The organism is Streptomyces ovatisporus (assembly GCF_042653885.1).
Taxonomy (GTDB): domain Bacteria; phylum Actinomycetota; class Actinomycetes; order Streptomycetales; family Streptomycetaceae; genus Streptomyces; species Streptomyces ovatisporus.
The window spans coordinates 21,743-37,570 of the sequence record NZ_JBHSFH010000011.1; the positions used below are offsets into that span (position 1 = coordinate 21,743).

The window sequence follows — 15,828 nt, forward strand, 5'->3', positions numbered from 1 at the left end:
TGTCTGACGACCCGGCGGGCGTCGCCACCGTTCGCGCCGGAACGTCAGCGGTCGCGCCAGGCGGCCTCCAGAGCTTCGATGTCGCTCTGGCCGAGGTCGACCAGAGGCAGGTCGGACGGCGTCCAGCCGCCGGCGTCGGAGTGCTGGACGTGGTCGACGAGGGCGGTCAGCGCCCGGGTCCACAACTCCGTGAGGGCGGTCGCGGCGGCGGGGTCGGCCAGCTCGCGCGGCCAGCTCCACACGGCACGCAGCCTCGGCCCGTCGGTACCGTCCAGCATCACCGCGTTGACCTCGAGGGCGTGGCCGACGGGCATGCCGGGGGCCGCGCCGGCACCGGCCAGGTCGCGGTCGTCCGGTGCGGCGCTCCACGGGGCGTCGTCACGGCGGAAGCGGCCGAGGTAGTTGAACGCGACGGGCGGGGTGCCCAGGTTCTCCAGGACGGGTGCGGTGCGGTCGTTCAGGTGGCGCAGCAGTCCGTAGCCGCGGCCGTGCCCGGGGATCGCCCGGAGCGCCTCCTTCACCTGCTTCACGGCGTGACCGAGCGCGGGCCCGCCGGCGAGCGCTTCCGCCGTGTCGGTGGCGCCGAGCGGCAGGCGCAGCGGGTGCACGGTGGTGAACCAGCCCACCGCGGAGTCCAGTTCGAGCTCCGGGGCGGCGCCGTCCCGGCCGTGACCCTCCAGGTCGAGCAGCACGTCCCCCTGGCCTCCGCCGTGCTCGCCTCCCCAGTGCGCCAGGGTGAGGCCGAAGGCGGTCAGCAGGGGTTCGAGGATGCGGCAGTGGAAGGCGGTGGGCACCTCGGTCAGGAGTGCCCGGCTGTGATGCGCGGACAGTTCGGTCGTCAGATGGTTCAGGGAGCTGTGCGTGTCCCGTTCCGGATCGGGCGGACGGGTGCCGAAGGTGACGTGCCGGTCGGCCAACATGGCCGACCACAGGGGCAGTTCACGCACCCGCTCCGGCTGTGTCGCCTCCTCCGCCAGGCCGGTTGCCCATGCGGCGCAGGGGTGTGCGGGAGGGGGCGCCGCGAGCGGGGTTCCCGCCGCCGCGGCCTCGTAGGCGGCGCGCAGGCCGGGCAGGAGTACGCCCCAGGAGACGGCGTCGACGGCGAGGTGGTGGACGACGAGGGCGAGCCTGCCGTCCCGGTCCCCCGCGTCGAACCAGACGGCCCGCACCATCCGGCCTTCTTCGGGGGCGAGTTCGGCACGGGCGCGGGCGAGTTCCGCGTCGCGCACCTCCTCGCGTACCGCACCGTCGGTCTCCACGCGGCGGAGCAGTTCGGCCGCGTCGGGGGTGCCGCGGGGCGCCGTGGTCAGCCGGAGCCGTTCGGCGGCCGGGGCGTCGGGGTCGCCGCGCAGCAGAGTCGTGCGCAGTGCGGCGTGGCTGTCGACGACGTGCTGGAGGGCCTGGCGCAGTGCGTCAGGCCGCGCGACGGGGGGCGTCCGTACGGTCATGGTCTGGCTGAAGGCGTCGGCGGACGGACCGAGCGTGCTCAGCCAGTGCGCCATGGGCGGTGCCGGGAACGGGCCGCCGTCCACGACGGGGCGTGCGGGTTCCGGGGCGGGGGCTCCCGCCGCGGCGGCACGTCCGGTGAGGGCGGCGGCGGTGCGGCATTCGAACACGTCGCGGGTGGTGACGGCGAGGCCGTGCCCGCGCAGCCGGCTGACGAGCTGGATGGCGATGATGCTGTCGCCGCCCAGCTCGAAGAAGTCGTCGTCGGGCCCGGCGGCCGCGATCCCCAGGGCGTCCGCGAACACACCGCACACGGTCGCCTCGGTGCCGGACCGTGGTGCCCGGGAGGTGGCCGCGGTGACCGCGAGGTGGTCGGGGGCCGGCAGCGCCTCGCGGTCCAGCTTCCCCTGCCGGGTGACGGGCAGTTCGGCGAGGGCGACGAACGCGGACGGGACCATGTGGGCGGGCAGCAGTGCCGCGACGTGACGGCGCAGCTCGGCCGGAACGGGTTCGTCGGCGGTGTCCGCCGGGACGACGTAGGCGACCAGCCGCCGGTCCCCGGGCCGGTCCTCGCGGACGACGACGGCGCAGCGCCGCACCGCCGGGTGGGTGCCGAGCGCCGCACTGATCTCTCCGGGCTCGATGCGGAAGCCGCGGATCTTCACCTGGTCGTCGGCACGGCCCAAGTACTCCAGGGTGCCGTCGAACCGGCGGCGTGCCCTGTCGCCGGTGCGGAAGGCGCGGCTTCCGGGCGGGCCGTACGGATCGGCGACGAACCGTTCGGCGGTGGCGCCGGGACGGCCCAGATAGCCGTGGCCGACTCCGGGACCCGCGATGTACAGCTCGCCGGGCACACCGGCGGGCGCCAGGCGCAGCGCGTCGTCGAGGACGTGCACCCGCAGGCCGGCGACGGGCGTGCCGATGGGCACCTGACCGTCGGCCTCCAGGGGCGCGCTGGTGGTCGCGCAGCAGGTGGTCTCGGTGGGCCCGTAGGCGTTGACCAGGCGCCGGCCGGCCGACCACTGCGCGGCGAGGGCCGGCGGGCACGCCTCCCCGCCGACGACGAGGGTGCGCAGCCCGGGCAGCGACTGGGGCGGTACGCCCGTGAGCGCGGTGGGCGGGATCAGGGCATGGCTGATGCGGTCCTCGTCGAGCACCTGGGCGAGTTCCTCGCCTGCCAGCGGCCCGGGCGGCGGCACCACGAGGGTGGCGCCCGTGCCGTACGCCATCAGGTACTCCATCACCGAGGCGTCGAAGCTGGGCGAAGCGAACTGGAGCACTCTGCTGTTCTCGTCGAGGGCGAAGCGCTCCGCCTGGGCGGCGGCGAGGGCGGGAAGCCCGGTGTGCGGCACCACGACACCCTTGGGGCGGCCCGTGGAGCCCGAGGTGTGGATGACGTAGGCCGGACCGCGGGGGTCGATCGGGCCGCCGCGCTCCGCGTCCGTGACCGGAGCAGCGGGCAACCCGTCCCGCTCGCGGACGATTTCCGGGGCGTCGAGCACCAGGCACCGGTGCGCCGCCGACGGCAGTGACGCGGTGTGCGCGGCAAGGGTCGGCACGGGGGTGTCCGCGGCGGCCGCGTCCAGGAGCCGGCGGATGCGCTCCACGGGGTAGTCGGGGTCCACGGGCATCGCCGCGGCGCCCGCCTTCAGGACGGCGAGCCAGGCGGTGGCCATGGCACCGGAGCGGGGCAGCACCAGCGGCACGACCGTGCCGGGACGGACGCCGCGGGCGATCAGCAGCCGGGCGAGCCGGCTGGTCCGCGCGTCGAGCGCCGCGTAGTCGAGGGTCTCGCCGTCCGCCTCCAGGGCGGGAGCGTCGGGGCGCGCCCCGGCCAGGGCGCCGAACAGGGCCGGCAGATGGGGATGCGCCGGGGGTTCGGGCACCGGATTCCAGGTGGTCCGCGCGGCCCGCCTCTCCCGCTCGGAGACGAGGTCGAGATCCGCGACGGGGCGGCCGGGGGCGGCGCACACGGCCCGCAGGACGAGCAGCAGCCGGTCGGCCAGTGCGGACGCCGTGGCCTCGTCGAAGAGGTCCGTCGCGTACTCGACGTCCCCGGCGATGCCTGCCGGTCCGCCGCCCTCGCCGCGCCGCTCGACCAGGTTGAGGGTGAGGTCGAACTTGGCCGCGCCGAGGTGGACCGGTTCGGTGCGGGTGTCCAGGCCGGGCAGGGCCAGCCGGGGCTCGAAGTCCTGGAAGGAGAGCACCACTTGGAACAGCGGGTGGCGTGCCAGGGACCGCTGGGGTGCGACGGCGTCGACCACCCGGTCGAAGGGGACGTCCTGATGGTCGTAGGCGTCGAGGTCGGCGCGGCGCACCCGGTCGAGGAGCTCGCTGAACGCCGGACGGCCGCCGGTGTCCACGCGCAGAGCGACGGGATTGACGAAGAAGCCCACGGCGTCGTCGAGTTCCCGGCCGCCCCGGCCCGAGGTGGGGGTGCCGATGACGACGTCGGTCCCCGCGCCGGAGGCCGTGAGCAGGGCGGCGAGGGCGGCGTGCAGCACCATGAACACGGTGGCGTGGTGCTGCCGGGCCAACTCGTGCATGCGCTCGTGCAGTTCGGCGTCGATCTCCATCGGGACGCTGCCGCCGTCGGTGCCCGCCACGGCGGAGCGCTGCCTGTCGGTGGGCAGGGGAAGCTGCTCGGGGGCGCCGTCGAGGGTGCGGCGCCAGAACTCCAGGAGTTCCGGGTCGGGTACGGCGGCGTGGTCGTGCGTCGCGTGCTCGATGTGACGGGGGGCGGGGCGGCCCCAGTGCGGCGCCCGCCCCTCGGCGCGGGCCGCGTACGCCTCCCCGAGGTCGCGCAGCAGCGGACCGAGCGACCACCCGTCACCGGCGATGTGGTGCAGGACGAGCAGCAGGGCGTGCCGCGCTCTGCCGTCCTGCCCGTCCGGCAGCGTGAACAGGTGGACCCGCAGCGGGAGTTCGGATTCGATCTCGAAGGGAACGCGGGCTGCTCCGGTCAGGTCGGCCGCGAGCCGGGCGTCGGTGGTGGTGTGGCTGCGCACCTCCACGGGCCCGGCGGCGTCCGGGGCCGTCACCTCCTGCACCGGTTCGCCGGCGGCCTCGGGGTAGCGGGTGCGCAGGATGTCGTGACGCCGCACCAGGTCCTGCACGGCCTCCCGCAGGGCGTCGCGGTCCAGCGCCCCTGTGAGGCGCACCGCGCACGGCAGGTTGTACGTGGCGGAGGGGCCCTGGAAGCGGTGCATCGTCCACATCCGGCGCTGTGCCGCCGACAGCGGGCCGCGCAGGGGCGATCCGTCGTCCGGTCCGGCTGCGTCCGGCGGGACCTCTCGCGTGGCGACGGAGAGCCCGGAGGCCGGGGGCTCCGGCAGCGGCCCGGCTCCCTCGCGGACGATCCGGGCGGCGAGGTCCGCCGGAGTCGGTGCGTCGAAGACGGCACCGACTCCGAGTTCGGCCCCGAAGGCGGCGCGGACGCGGCTCACGAGCCTCGTGGCGATCAGCGAATGGCCGCCCAGCTCGAAGAAGTCGTCGTCGGCGCCGACGGCGCCGCACCCGAGCACCTCCTCGAACAGCGCGCACAGCCGCTCCTCGACCGGGCCCCGGGAGCGGCGCCCGGCCCCCCGCAGGGACGGTTCGGGCAGCGCGTCGCGGTCGAGTTTGCCGTTGGGCGTGAGCGGGAGTTCCGGCACCAGGACGAAGGCGGCCGGCACCGACTGCGGCGGCAGCCGGTCGGCGAGCCGGGCGCGCAGCCCGGCGGTCTCGGCCTGCGCCCCGGCAGCGGGCACGACATAGCTGACGAGCCGCCGGTCGGCGTCGCTCGACCCGCGCAGCACGGTTGCGGCGGCGGACACCTCCGGCAGTCTGGTCAGCTCCGCGTCGATCTCCGCCGTCTCGATGCGGAAGCCGCGCAGCTGGACCTGGCCGTCGGCACGGCCCAGGTGCTCCAGTTCGCCCTCGGCGTTGTACCGGGCCAGGTCGCCGGTGCGGTACATGCGGCTGCCGGGCGGGCCGAAGGGGTCGGCGACGAACCGCTCGGCCGTCAGCGCCGCCCTGCCCAGGTACCCGTGGGCGAGGCCCGCCCCGGAGACGTACAGCTCGCCGGGAGTCCCCGGCACGCACGGCCGCAGGGCCGAATCCAGCAGGTACAGGCCGAGGTCGGACAGGGGCCGTCCGATGGGGCTGCCGGTCGCGGTGTCGGCGGTGTTCCGGTCCACGGGCCGGTGGGTGACGTGCACGGTGGTCTCGGTGATGCCGTACATGTTGACGACGAGGGGGCTGTCGTCGGGATGGCGGGCGTACCAGTCGCGCAGCATGCCCGGGTCGAGGGCCTCGCCGCCGAGGACGATCCGGCGCAGTGTCAGTTCCGCGCCCTCCGCGGGAAGTTCGGCGTCCGTGCGGATCAGCTGCTGAAGCGCGCTGGGGGTCTGGCTGAGGACGGTCACGCGTTCCCGGGCCAGCAGCCGCAGCAGCCGGGCGGGCGTCCGCACGGTGTCCTGCGGGACGACGACGAGACGCCCGCCGTGCAGCAGCGGGCCCCAGATCTCCCAGACGGAGAAGTCGAAGGCGTAGGAGTGCAGCAGCGTCCACACGTCGTCGGGTCCGAAGCCGATGACGGGGCGCGCGGTGCTGAACAGCCGTACGACGTTGCGGTGCGGGATCAGCACGCCCTTCGGTCTGCCCGTGGAACCCGAGGTGTAGATGACGTACGCGGTGTCCTCGGGGCGCGGTGCCGTCCGGTCGGAGAGGGTGAGCGGGGTCTCGGGCAGGGCGGCGAGGGCGTCCCGTACGGCGGGCGAACCGAGGACGATCCGCTCCGGGCCTTCGGGGAGCGGTCCGGCTGCGGTGGCGGCGTCGGTGAGCAGCACCGCCGGCCGGGCGTCGTCGACCATCATGGCGATCCGCTCCGCGGGGTAGCCGGGGTCGAGCGGCAGGTAGGCGGCACCGGTCTTGAGGACGGCCAGCAGCGCGACGGGGAGGGCCGCGGTGCGGGGCAGGGCGAGGGCGACCAGACGGCCCGGACCCGCGCCGCGCGCGGCGAGCAGCCGGGCGAGCCGGTTGGCCTGCCGGTCGAGCCGGCCGTAGGTCAGGCTCTCGTCGTCGGCGGTGACGGCGGTGCGGTCCGGGGTACGCGCCGCCTGCCGCTCGAACAGCTCGGTCAGTGTCGCGGCGGCGGGTGTCGCCCCTCCGGCGGGGGCGTCCGCCGGGGTGGCCGGTTCGGGGCGGTGGCTGCGGCGTTCGGCGGGGGTGCGCACGTCGATCCGGGCAAGCGGCCGGCCGGGATCGTCGGCGAATTCGGTGAGCAGTTGCAGGAACCGGGTGCGGTGGCCGTCGAGTTCGTCCGCGGTGTAGCGGTCGGGGTTGGCGTCCAGATCGACCGGCAGAGCGCCTGAACCGGCGTCGTAGCAAGTGAACTTGAGGTCGTCGACCGCACCGTTGGACAGGAAGTTCAGCCGGGCGGGCAGACCGCCGAAAGTCGGGTGCGGGGCACGCATCAGGTTGACGGTGGGCCCGAACAGGGGGCGTCGGGCGCCCACGGCGCCCAGATCGCGGCGCAGCTCCTCCTGCGGGTACCGCTGATGGCGCAGGGCTCCGCGCAGGGCCAGTGCGGCTCGTCCGACGAGTTCGTCCACCGTCAGGCCGGGGTGCACGGAGAGCCGCAGGGGCACGACGTTGGCGTGCATGGAGGGGGTGCGCCGGGACGCCGCGGTGAGGCGGGAGCTGACGGCCAGGCCGAGCACGATGTCGGTGGCGCCGGTGATCCGGTGCACCAGCGCCGTCACGGCGGCGACGAGCGCGGCGGGCCGTCCGCTGTCGTGCCGGGCGGCGAGATCGTCGAGGGCGTCGGCGGGTGCGGCGGGCAGTGTCCCGGCGGACCGCAGGAACGAGTGGGAGGCGACGGCCGCGGGCCCGGCCAGGGAGAGCGGCGGGGTCGGCCGGTCGTGCATCTGCTGCTGCCAGTACGCGCGGTCGGCGGCGTAGCGCTCGGAGGCGCGGTAGGCGGCCTCCTCCTGCCACAGCAGTTCCAGCGGGGCCGCCGGATCGCCGGGCACCGGGGAACCGGACCGCAGGGCCGACAGCACGGCGTCGGCCCTGCGCTGGAAGAGCCACAGGCCCATGCCGTCCAGCAGCAGGTGGTGTGCCCGGTAGTACCAGAGGTGGCGGTCCTCGCCGACCGGGAAGAGGGCCTGCGCGGACAACGGCCCGTGCAGCGGGTCGGTGCCGGCCGCCAGGTCTTCGTGCATCCACCGCAGGGCCGACTCCTCGTCGGCCGCGCCGTCGGGCAGCAGGACTTCCGGGCAGGTGCCGGCGTCGAGGTACTGGCCGGGGCCTTCGCCTGGGTCGCCGTCCGGTCCGGCGTCGGTGAACGCCAGCTTCAGCGCCTCCGTGTCCGAGACGGCCCGGCGCACCGCGGCGGCCAGCAGGCCGGTGTCGAGGGCGCCGCGGATGTCCAGGTAGGCGGCGCCGCTGTGCAGCGGGTTCCCGGGGTCGAGCCGCTGGGCGTACCAGATGCCGCGCTGGGCGGCCCCGAGGGGGGTCCGGCCAGAGGTGTGCACTGTCTCTTCGGACACCGGGAAAGCCCCCTGGATCGCCGCAACAGGTCCGGGCGCCGCTCCGGCCACGGGGAAACCGGGCGGCGGCCCGCACGCATCGTCGCGGGCCGCCCTGACGGCCCGTTGACGCCGGTCTGACACGGGACCGGACGGCGGGGCGGGCCCGTCCCGTGTCAGGGCTTCGTCAGCCGGTCGTCAGAGCCGGCCGCGCACACTGGCGGTACGGCGCGGACCGGATCGACCCGACGGGCGTCCCGCGCCGTACAGCCCGCACAGTGACGGCCGGTCAGGGCCGGTGAGGAGACGATGACGCAGTGGTGACGCGTCCGGACGCAGCCAGCAGAGCCGTCTTCCCGGCCCGGCCGGTGCCGCGCCCCCAGGCCCGGCTGTTCCTGTTCCACCACGCCGGCGGCTCGCACCAGGTCTTCCGGGACTGGGCGCGCTACCTGCCGCCGGAGTGGGAGGTGTGCCTGACGGACGCTCCGGGTCGCGGCATGCTGGCGGAGACGGCGCCGGTGCACGACGTGGAGAGCCTGGTCCGGAAGTTCCTGGACGAGCTGCTCCTCTGGCTCGACCGGCCGTTCGCCTTCTTCGGGCACAGCATGGGCGCCCTGGTCGCCCACGAGTTGACACTGGCCCTCGCCGAGGCGCGGCTGCCGGTGCCGGTCTGGGTGGGGCTCTCGGCCCGGGGGTGCCCGCGCTCGGTGGCCGAACGGCCCACGTCGCTGCACCGGCTGTCCGCGGACCGGCTCCGCGCCGAGCTGGCCCGGATGGGCGGTACGCCCCAACACGTGCTGGACGACCCGGAGTTGTGGGGGCTGCTGGAGCCGGTCATCCGGGCGGACTTCGGCCTGGTGGAGAACTGGCGGCCCGCGGTGCACCGCAGCCTCGACGTGCCGGTGCCCTTCACCGTGTTCGGGGCGACCCGTGACCCGTGGGCCGCCCCGGCCGAGCTGGCGGGCTGGTCGGAGTACGGCGAGCGCTTCCGCGGCTGCCGTCTCTTCGAGGGCGAGCACTTCTACTTCGCCTCTCGCGGACCGGAGATCCCGGCACTGGTGGCTCAGGAGGTGCGGGCCGCCCTCGCGGGCCTGCCCGCCCGTACCCGGTCGTGAACAGGCGGTCTACGCGGCCTGCTTGAACTTCGGCATCACGTCGCGGGCGAACAGCCGCATCGCGGTGACGGCCTGTTCGCGCTCCATGGCGCCGGGGCTGAACTGCAGGCTGAGGTCGATGTCGGAGCCGAGTGCGTCGCGGATCGCGGCGATCTGGTCGGCCACCGCGGCGGTGTCGCCGGCGAGGACCTTGTTCGCCTTCAAGGAGGTCGTGAAGTCGTATGCGGCCACCTTCTCCGCGAACTTCTCGTAGCCCGGGTAGTCGGCGCCGGCGCCGGCCGCGAGCGGGGCGACGGCCCCGGCCATGTGCTGGACGTAGTTGCGCTCCCAGCGCTCGCCCAGTTCGAGCGCTTCGGCGTGGCGCTCCGCCACGTAGCAGGTGTACTTGACCTGGATGCGGTACGCGCCGGGGGCGTGCCCGGCCTCGGCCCACGCCTCGCGGTAGGCGGCGAGCATGCCCTGGAGCTGCTCGGTGCTCGTGACCGAGGGCACGACCTGCAGGTTGTGACCGGCCCGGCCGGCAGCGGCACAGGACTCGGGGCTCGTGGCCGAGGCGATGAAGATCGGCGGGTGCGGACGCTGGTAGGGGCGGGGCAGCAGCGTGACGGGGCCGAAGCTGTGGAACCTCCCCTCCCAGACCAGGTCCTCCTGGCTCCACAGTTGCCGGCAGGCCTCCACGCCCTCGGCGAAGCGTGCCCTGCTCTCCTCCATCGGCACGTCGAAGGCGGTGAACTCCGTGGGCAGGAAGCCGCGTCCGAAGCCGACGTCGAGACGCCCGTGCGAGATGTGGTCGAGCATCGCCAGCTTGCCCGCGAGCTTCACGGGGTGGGTGAAGGCGGGAATCACCGCACCCGTGACGATGCGGACCCGGCTGGTGCGGGCCGCCAGCGCCGTGAGGAGAGTGACCGGGTCGGGGCAGTAGCCGCCGTACGGCGAGAAGTAGTGCTCCACGGTCTGCACGTGCTCGTAGCCGAGTTCCTCGGCGAGTTCCGAGAGTTCACCGATCATGTCGTAGCACTCGGTGGCGCTCCGCTGCTCGGGGTCGACCACGGGAAAGAAGTTCACACCGAAATCCATAGCCGCGTCTCCAGCCTTTCAGTCGAGCGCTCACGCGCAATAGGGCACCTCTTCCCCAGGTCTAGAAGACCCGACGGACGCACCGCAATCGGACGGCAGCCGCTCCTCTCTTCCGAAGTAATTCAGCCGTCAGTGCGTCAGCGGTGCGTCAGCGCGGTACCAGAACAATTGCCAGAGCATTCTGCGGGCCGGTAGTGTCAGCCACCGCTCTCGGCGGCGGTCCGTCCGGGGGCGGCCACGCGGCGGTTCAGGCCGCTCGCTGGATCAGTCGCCACCAGTCGCCGAGCGTCGGCGCGTCGACGAACTCCTGGGTGGGGCAGGACAGTCCGGCCCGACGCCAGGACCCGATCAGGGCGAATGCCGTGACCGAGTCGAAGCCGAGCTCGAACAGGCTGCTGTCCTCCGCCACTTCGTCCGGGCTCAGACCGATGCGCCCTGCGAGCGTGCTGCGGAGTTCGTCAATTGTCTGCGGAATATCGGAAGTTGCCATATCGGGACCGTAGCAGAACTCCAGGAACGCGGAGAGGCGGAATTACTGAGCATCCGGCAACCGTATTCAACAGGCCGCTCGAGCGATGCTCGAGTGAAATTCCAGCAATACACCGCCGATTTTCGGGCACTCCTCCGGGTGCCCTCTTTCCGGGCCCGTCCGGCAGTTGCCCGGTTCTCCGTCCGCGCACCGCCAGTTCTCTTCCAGGCCCCTGCTCCCACTCCGGCACCACCCATGAGCCTGAGTTCCGCGGGCGCACACACCGCACAGCGAAAGCACCACCTGATCCGTCGTCGAAGGAGCCGAAGTGCTTGAGGGATGCGTCGACTGGCCGCAGGAGACGGCCAAGAAGTACCAGAAGCTCGGCTTCTGGCAGGGAAGGACGCTGGGCGACGAGCTGCGCCTGTGGGCCGACCGCTACGGGGACCGGGTGGCGCTGGTCGGCGGGGAACGCCGGCTGACCTACCGGGAACTCGACGCCTGGGTGGACCGTCTGGTGCGGGGCCTGCTGGCGCGCGGCATCGGTCAGGGCGACCGCGTCGTGGTCCAGCTGCCCAACGTGGTCGAGTTCGTGGCGCTCAGTTTCGCCCTGTACCGCGTCGGCGCACTGCCGGTGCACGCCCTGCCCGCGCACCGCGGCAGCGAGATCTCCCACATGTGCGAACACGCGGAGGCCGTCGCCTACTTCATCCCGGACCGCTTCCACGGCTTCGACCACCGTCCGCTCGCCGGCGAGGTCCGGGACAAGGTGCCGTCGCTGCGCGAGGTGTTCGTGGTCGGTGAGCCCGGCCCGTTCACCTCGTTCGACGTGCTGTCCGAAGCGTCCGGGGAGGCGCCCGCCACCGAGGACGTGGACGCTCCGGACTCCGGGGACGTGGCGTTCTTCCTGCTGTCCGGCGGCACGACGGCCCTGCCGAAGCTGATACCGCGGACACACGACGACTACCTGTACCAGACGCGGACAACCGCGGAGATCTGCTCCCTCGACCAGGAGTGCGTGTACCTGGCGGTTCTGCCCCTTCCGTTCAACTTCACATGGGGCTGCCCCGGCGTCGTCGGAGTCCTCTCCGCCGGCGGAACCGTCGTACTGGCCTCCGGGACGGGCCCGGAGGAGTGCTTCGAGCTGATCGAGCGGGAGGGCGTCACCCTCACCTCGGTCGTCCCGACAGTCGCCCACCTGTGGCTGGACGGAGCGGAGTGGGTCGAGCGGGACCTGTCGTCCCTGCGCACCGTGCAGATCGGCAGCGCCAAGCTCCACCCCGAGGTGGCGCGCCGCATCGAGCCGACGCTCGGCTGCCGCCTCCAGCAGGTGTTCGGGATGGCGGAGGGCCTGCTGTGCATGACCCGCGACGACGACGACCCCGAGACGGTGACGACGGTTCAGGGACGTCCCATCTCCCCCGAGGACGAACTGCGCGTGGTCGACCCGGAGGGCCTGCCGGTACCGCCGGGCACGCCGGGCGAACTGCTCACGCGCGGCCCCTACACCCTGCGCGGCTACTACCGGGCTGACGGGCACAACGCGACGGCCTTCGACGCGGACGGCTTCTACCGCACCGGCGACCTGGTACGTCTCACCGACCGCGGCGACGTGGTCGTCGAGGGCCGGGTCAAGGACGTCATCATCCGGGGCGGCGACAAGGTGTCGGCCACCGAGGTGGAGCAGCACGTGGGCGCCCACGAGCGGGTGCAGCAGGCCGCGGTGGTGCCGGTGCCCGATCCGGTGCTCGGCGAGCGGGTCTGCGTCTGCGTGATCCCGGCGGGCGAACCGCCGACGCTCGCGGAGCTCAAGGCGTTCCTCAACGCGCGCGGCGTGGCCGCCTTCAAGCTCCCGGAGCGGCTCGTGCTGCTCGACACCTTCCCGCTGACGGGTCTCGGCAAGGTGGACAAGAAGCAGTTGCGCACCCTGACCGGCACGTCGGAGGGGTGAGTCGTGTCCCCTCATGGATCCGTCTCCCCCAGCCAGGCCGCCGCACCGGAACCGCTGCCGCAGAAGACGTCCGCCCGGGACGGCTACCCGGTTCCGGCAGCCGCTCGGGGCAGCGTCCTCGGCGGTCCGGAGGCGGCCGCCCTGACCGAACTGGTCACCTCCGCCGCGCCGTTGTCGTCGGGCGAGCGACGGGCCGAGTTCGAGCGGCGCTTCGCGCAGCACGTCGGCGCCCGGCACGCCCTGTCGGTCACCAGCGGGACGGTGGCACTCGAACTGGCCGTGCACCTGCTGGAGCTGGGCGAGGGCGACGAGGTCATCGCCACCCCGCAGACGTTCCAGGCGACCGTGCAGCCGCTGCTCGGCACGCCCGCCGAGGTGCGGTTCTGCGACGTCGACCCGGTGTCGCTGAACGTCGACCCCGACCGCCTGGAGGAGCTGATCACCGACCGCACGCGGGCCATCGTCCTGGTGCACTACGGCGGTTGGCCCGCGGACATGGACCGCATCATGGCCCTGGCGCGGCCGCGGGGCATCACGGTCGTCGAGGACTGCGCGCACGCGCTCGGCAGCAGCTACCGGGGCCGCAGACCCGGCGCGCTGGCCGACATCGGCTGTTTCAGCCTGCACGCGTCGAAGAACATCACCACCCTCGGCGAGGGCGGCGTCGTCACGCTGGAGCGGGACGACTGGGCGGCCCGTCTGGACCGGCTGCGCAACAACGAGGTCGACGGCCGGTTCGTACCGCGGGAGGCCACGGACACCCCGGAGCTGCTGCCCTGGATGAAGTACTCCTCGTCGGTGTACGGGACGGCGTGCGCCGGAGTACGGCGGCACGGCACCAACGCGACGCTGTCCGAGGCCGCGTGCGCCGTGGGCCTGGTGCAGATGGACCGCATGGACGGGCTCGTCGCACGCCGCCGGGCCGTCGCCGCGCGGCTCGACGAGGTCCTCGGGCACTTTCCGCAGTGCACGGTGCAGCGGCCGGGTCCCGGCGTCGAGCACGCGTACCACCTGTACACGTTCTTCGTGTCGGGTGCCCCCGGCGTGCGCGAGAAGGTGGTGCGCGGTCTCGACGAACGCGGCGTGCAGATCGCGCTGCGGTACTTCCCGATGCATCTGCTGCCCGAGTGGAAGGCCCGCGGTCACCGCGCGGGCGAATGCCCGGTGGCGGAGCGGCGGTGGTTCGGGGAGCACGTCAACCTGCCCTGCCATCCGGGGCTGACCGACGAGCAGGTGGACCACCTCGTGTGGGCGCTGAACGACGTGCTCGGGTCGGTGGTGGCTTCATGAGCCCCTCATGAGCCGCAACCGGCCGCTGTTCTCCTCCGACTTGAAAGGACGACCCATGCCACTGATCGACGTCAAACTGTACGAAGGCCGGCTCAAGGACGGCAACGAGGAGAAGCTGATCGCCGAACTCACCGAAGCGGTGGGCCGGGTGCTCGGTGACACCGCCCGTGAGCAGACCTGGGTGGTGCTCCAGGAGGTGCCGCCGGCGCGCTGGGGCATCGCCGGGCGGCCGGGCGCCTGACACGGGAACACAGAACGGCGGGCCGGTGCCTGGCACCGGCCCGCCGTCGTGTGCGCGCCCGGAGGCGACTCCGCCTCAGCCGCCCCAGTTGCGTTCCAGGTTGTCGAAGACGGCCTGGCTGTACGAGCAGTACGCCTGCTCGCGGGCGTAGTTGGCCATGTAGGTACGGAACGTCTCCTGGGGCTCGCCCGCGATGCGCATGGCGCGCCGGTTGGCAAGGACACTGGAGATGCCGGTGGCGCGCAGCCCCTCGACGGCACGGTCCACCGCCTCGTCCATCTCCTCCGACGGCACCGCCTCGGAGACGATCATCCGGCCCTCCGGGCTGTCGACCGGGATGTCCCGGCTGAACAGCACGGCCTGCCGGGCGATGCCCTCCCCCACGAAGCGGGACAGCCGCATCACGCCGCAGCCGGGGATGATGCCCTCGCGGCCCGCGGGGAGATTGACGTACGACCCGTTCTCCGCCACGACGTGATCGACGACGAGCAGGAACTGGCAGCCGCCGCCGATGGCGAAGGAGTCCACCGCCGCGATCCACGGCTTCTCCCGGTGGCTGTGCGGTTCGGTCTCGCCGGTGAAGACGCCGGACTGGCCCCGGTACATCTTGTTGACGGCACCCAGCTCGCGGTCGAGGAAGAACTCGACCAGGGAGATGCGGCCCTGCCGCAGGTGCGTCAGGTTGATGCCGGCGCCGAACACCCGTCGCCCTGCCCACTTGGGATGGGTCGCGGTGCCGCCGCGCAGCACGCCGGAGTCGATGCGGTCGTCGAGCAGGACGAGGTCGACGGCCACTTCCAGCGCCTGGTTCGAAGCGTCGTCCTCGGCGTTGAGGTAACGGTGGTTCTGGAAGACGACGTGCCCCACGCCGTTCTTGTGGTGCACCGCGACCGGGCCGAGATCGACCGTGTCCTGCTGGCGGAACTGGTCGAGGAGGTCCAGCGCCTTCTCGCGCGGCCGGGTCATGGCGTGCACCAGGTGCCGTCCGCTGACCGGGTCGTCGAGGACACGGGCGACGAAGATGCCCTGGTCCAGCTCCCAGCCCTCCTTGTCGCGCTGGACCAGTCCCCTGTCCATGGCCAGCTCCGCGTCGCCGGGCACCAGACCCGGGTAGCGCACGGCTGCGGAGGTCAGCAGCTCCGCCACGCGCAGCGGACGCCGCAGCCCGTCGGTCAGGTCGGCGTAGACCTCGCTCACGTGCTGGGCGAGGAACTCCTCGCGGGCGGTGCGACCGCCCGCGAGGAGACGCTGAGCCGTGTGCTCCTCGGCCGGCGAGCGGTCCGCCTTGCGCGGCAGCCGGTCCAGTTGACGGCGTATGCCGTCGGCGTGGGCGGCGAGGCTGCGCGCGTCCCGGTCCAGGGACGGCCGTACCGCGGTGTGCGGCGTGGTCATGACGCCGTCGTTCCCGCCGACGGGGCGGCCTCGCTCAGCGGGCCCGTCATACGCTCGATGAGGCTCTTGGGCCGCATGTCGGTCCAGGAGCTCTCGATCCATTCCAGGCAGGCGTCCCGGCTGTCCTCGCCGTGGGCCACCGTCCAGCCGTCGGGCACGTCGGCGAACACGGGCCAAAGGGAGTGCTGGCCCTCGTCGTTGACGAGGACGAGGAAGCGCCCCTCGGGGTCTTCGAACGGGTTGCTCATGTTTTCTTTCCTCCGGTACGTCGGCAGAACGCCGTGCGTGAGCTGGGTGGGGAAACGGGGAGGAGCCGGTCCGCGGCGGCCCGGCAG

The 15,828-nt window shown here is 73.3% G+C and carries 9 protein-coding genes; 4 read left to right on the forward strand and 5 right to left on the reverse strand.

The features are described from left to right. Positions 1-44 precede the first annotated feature (44 nt). Complete coding sequence (locus ACFPA8_RS20225; RefSeq protein WP_386450532.1) at positions 45-7,979, reverse strand: amino acid adenylation domain-containing protein; 7,935 nt, start codon at positions 7,977-7,979, stop codon at positions 45-47. A gap of 296 nt (positions 7,980-8,275) precedes the next feature. Between ACFPA8_RS20225 and ACFPA8_RS20230 the strand changes: the two genes are divergently transcribed. Next, the gene (locus ACFPA8_RS20230; RefSeq protein ID WP_386450534.1) at positions 8,276-9,073 is read left to right on the forward strand and encodes a thioesterase II family protein; all 798 of its coding nucleotides are present in this window, start codon (positions 8,276-8,278) and stop codon (positions 9,071-9,073) included. Between the two features lie 9 nt (positions 9,074-9,082). Here the strand turns inward: ACFPA8_RS20230 and ACFPA8_RS20235 are convergent, their stop codons facing one another. Both ACFPA8_RS20235 and ACFPA8_RS20240 read right to left on the reverse strand, forming a co-directional pair. Continuing rightward, positions 9,083-10,150, reverse strand: coding sequence for an LLM class flavin-dependent oxidoreductase (locus ACFPA8_RS20235; RefSeq protein WP_386450536.1), 1,068 nt, complete (start codon positions 10,148-10,150; stop codon positions 9,083-9,085). A gap of 247 nt (positions 10,151-10,397) precedes the next feature. Further along, positions 10,398-10,640, reverse strand: coding sequence for a phosphopantetheine-binding protein (locus ACFPA8_RS20240; protein WP_386450538.1), 243 nt, complete (start codon positions 10,638-10,640; stop codon positions 10,398-10,400). Between the two features lie 307 nt (positions 10,641-10,947). Here ACFPA8_RS20240 and ACFPA8_RS20245 point away from each other — a divergent pair, with 307 nt between their 5' ends. The 3 genes from ACFPA8_RS20245 to ACFPA8_RS20255 are packed head-to-tail and all read left to right on the forward strand — an operon-like array spanning position 10,948 to position 14,101. Continuing rightward, positions 10,948-12,570 (forward strand): (2,3-dihydroxybenzoyl)adenylate synthase, encoded by a 1,623-nt coding sequence (locus tag ACFPA8_RS20245; RefSeq protein ID WP_386450540.1) that lies wholly within the window; start codon positions 10,948-10,950, stop codon positions 12,568-12,570. 3 nt (positions 12,571-12,573) lie between these two features. Beyond that, a complete protein-coding gene (locus ACFPA8_RS20250) occupies positions 12,574-13,860 on the forward strand; it encodes a DegT/DnrJ/EryC1/StrS family aminotransferase (RefSeq protein WP_386450542.1) in 1,287 nt (428 codons plus the stop codon). Positions 13,861-13,915: 55 nt separating this feature from the next. Next, positions 13,916-14,101: a tautomerase family protein gene (locus ACFPA8_RS20255; protein WP_386450544.1), complete on the forward strand. Its 186-nt coding sequence runs from the start codon at positions 13,916-13,918 to the stop codon at positions 14,099-14,101. Between the two features lie 75 nt (positions 14,102-14,176). Here ACFPA8_RS20255 and ACFPA8_RS20260 read toward each other — a convergent pair whose 3' ends face one another. Continuing rightward, a complete protein-coding gene (locus ACFPA8_RS20260; RefSeq protein ID WP_386450546.1) occupies positions 14,177-15,493 on the reverse strand; it encodes an enoyl-CoA hydratase/isomerase family protein in 1,317 nt (438 codons plus the stop codon). Next, complete coding sequence (locus ACFPA8_RS20265) at positions 15,490-15,741, reverse strand: MbtH family protein (RefSeq protein ID WP_386450548.1); 252 nt, start codon at positions 15,739-15,741, stop codon at positions 15,490-15,492. The genes ACFPA8_RS20260 and ACFPA8_RS20265 overlap by 4 nt, the downstream gene beginning before the upstream one ends. Positions 15,742-15,828: the final 87 nt, after the last annotated feature.

Excerpts from the sequence above, each read along its gene's own strand:
- ACFPA8_RS20235 (WP_386450536.1), bottom strand. The coding sequence starts at position 10,150 with ATGGATTTCGGTGTGAACTTCTTTCCCGTGGTCGACCCCGAGCAGCGG.
- ACFPA8_RS20260 (WP_386450546.1), bottom strand. The coding sequence starts at position 15,493 with ATGACCACGCCGCACACCGCGGTACGGCCGTCCCTGGACCGGGACGCG.
- ACFPA8_RS20240 (WP_386450538.1), bottom strand. The coding sequence starts at position 10,640 with ATGGCAACTTCCGATATTCCGCAGACAATTGACGAACTCCGCAGCACG.
- ACFPA8_RS20265 (WP_386450548.1), bottom strand. The coding sequence starts at position 15,741 with ATGAGCAACCCGTTCGAAGACCCCGAGGGGCGCTTCCTCGTCCTCGTC.
- ACFPA8_RS20255 (WP_386450544.1), top strand. The coding sequence starts at position 13,916 with ATGCCACTGATCGACGTCAAACTGTACGAAGGCCGGCTCAAGGACGGC.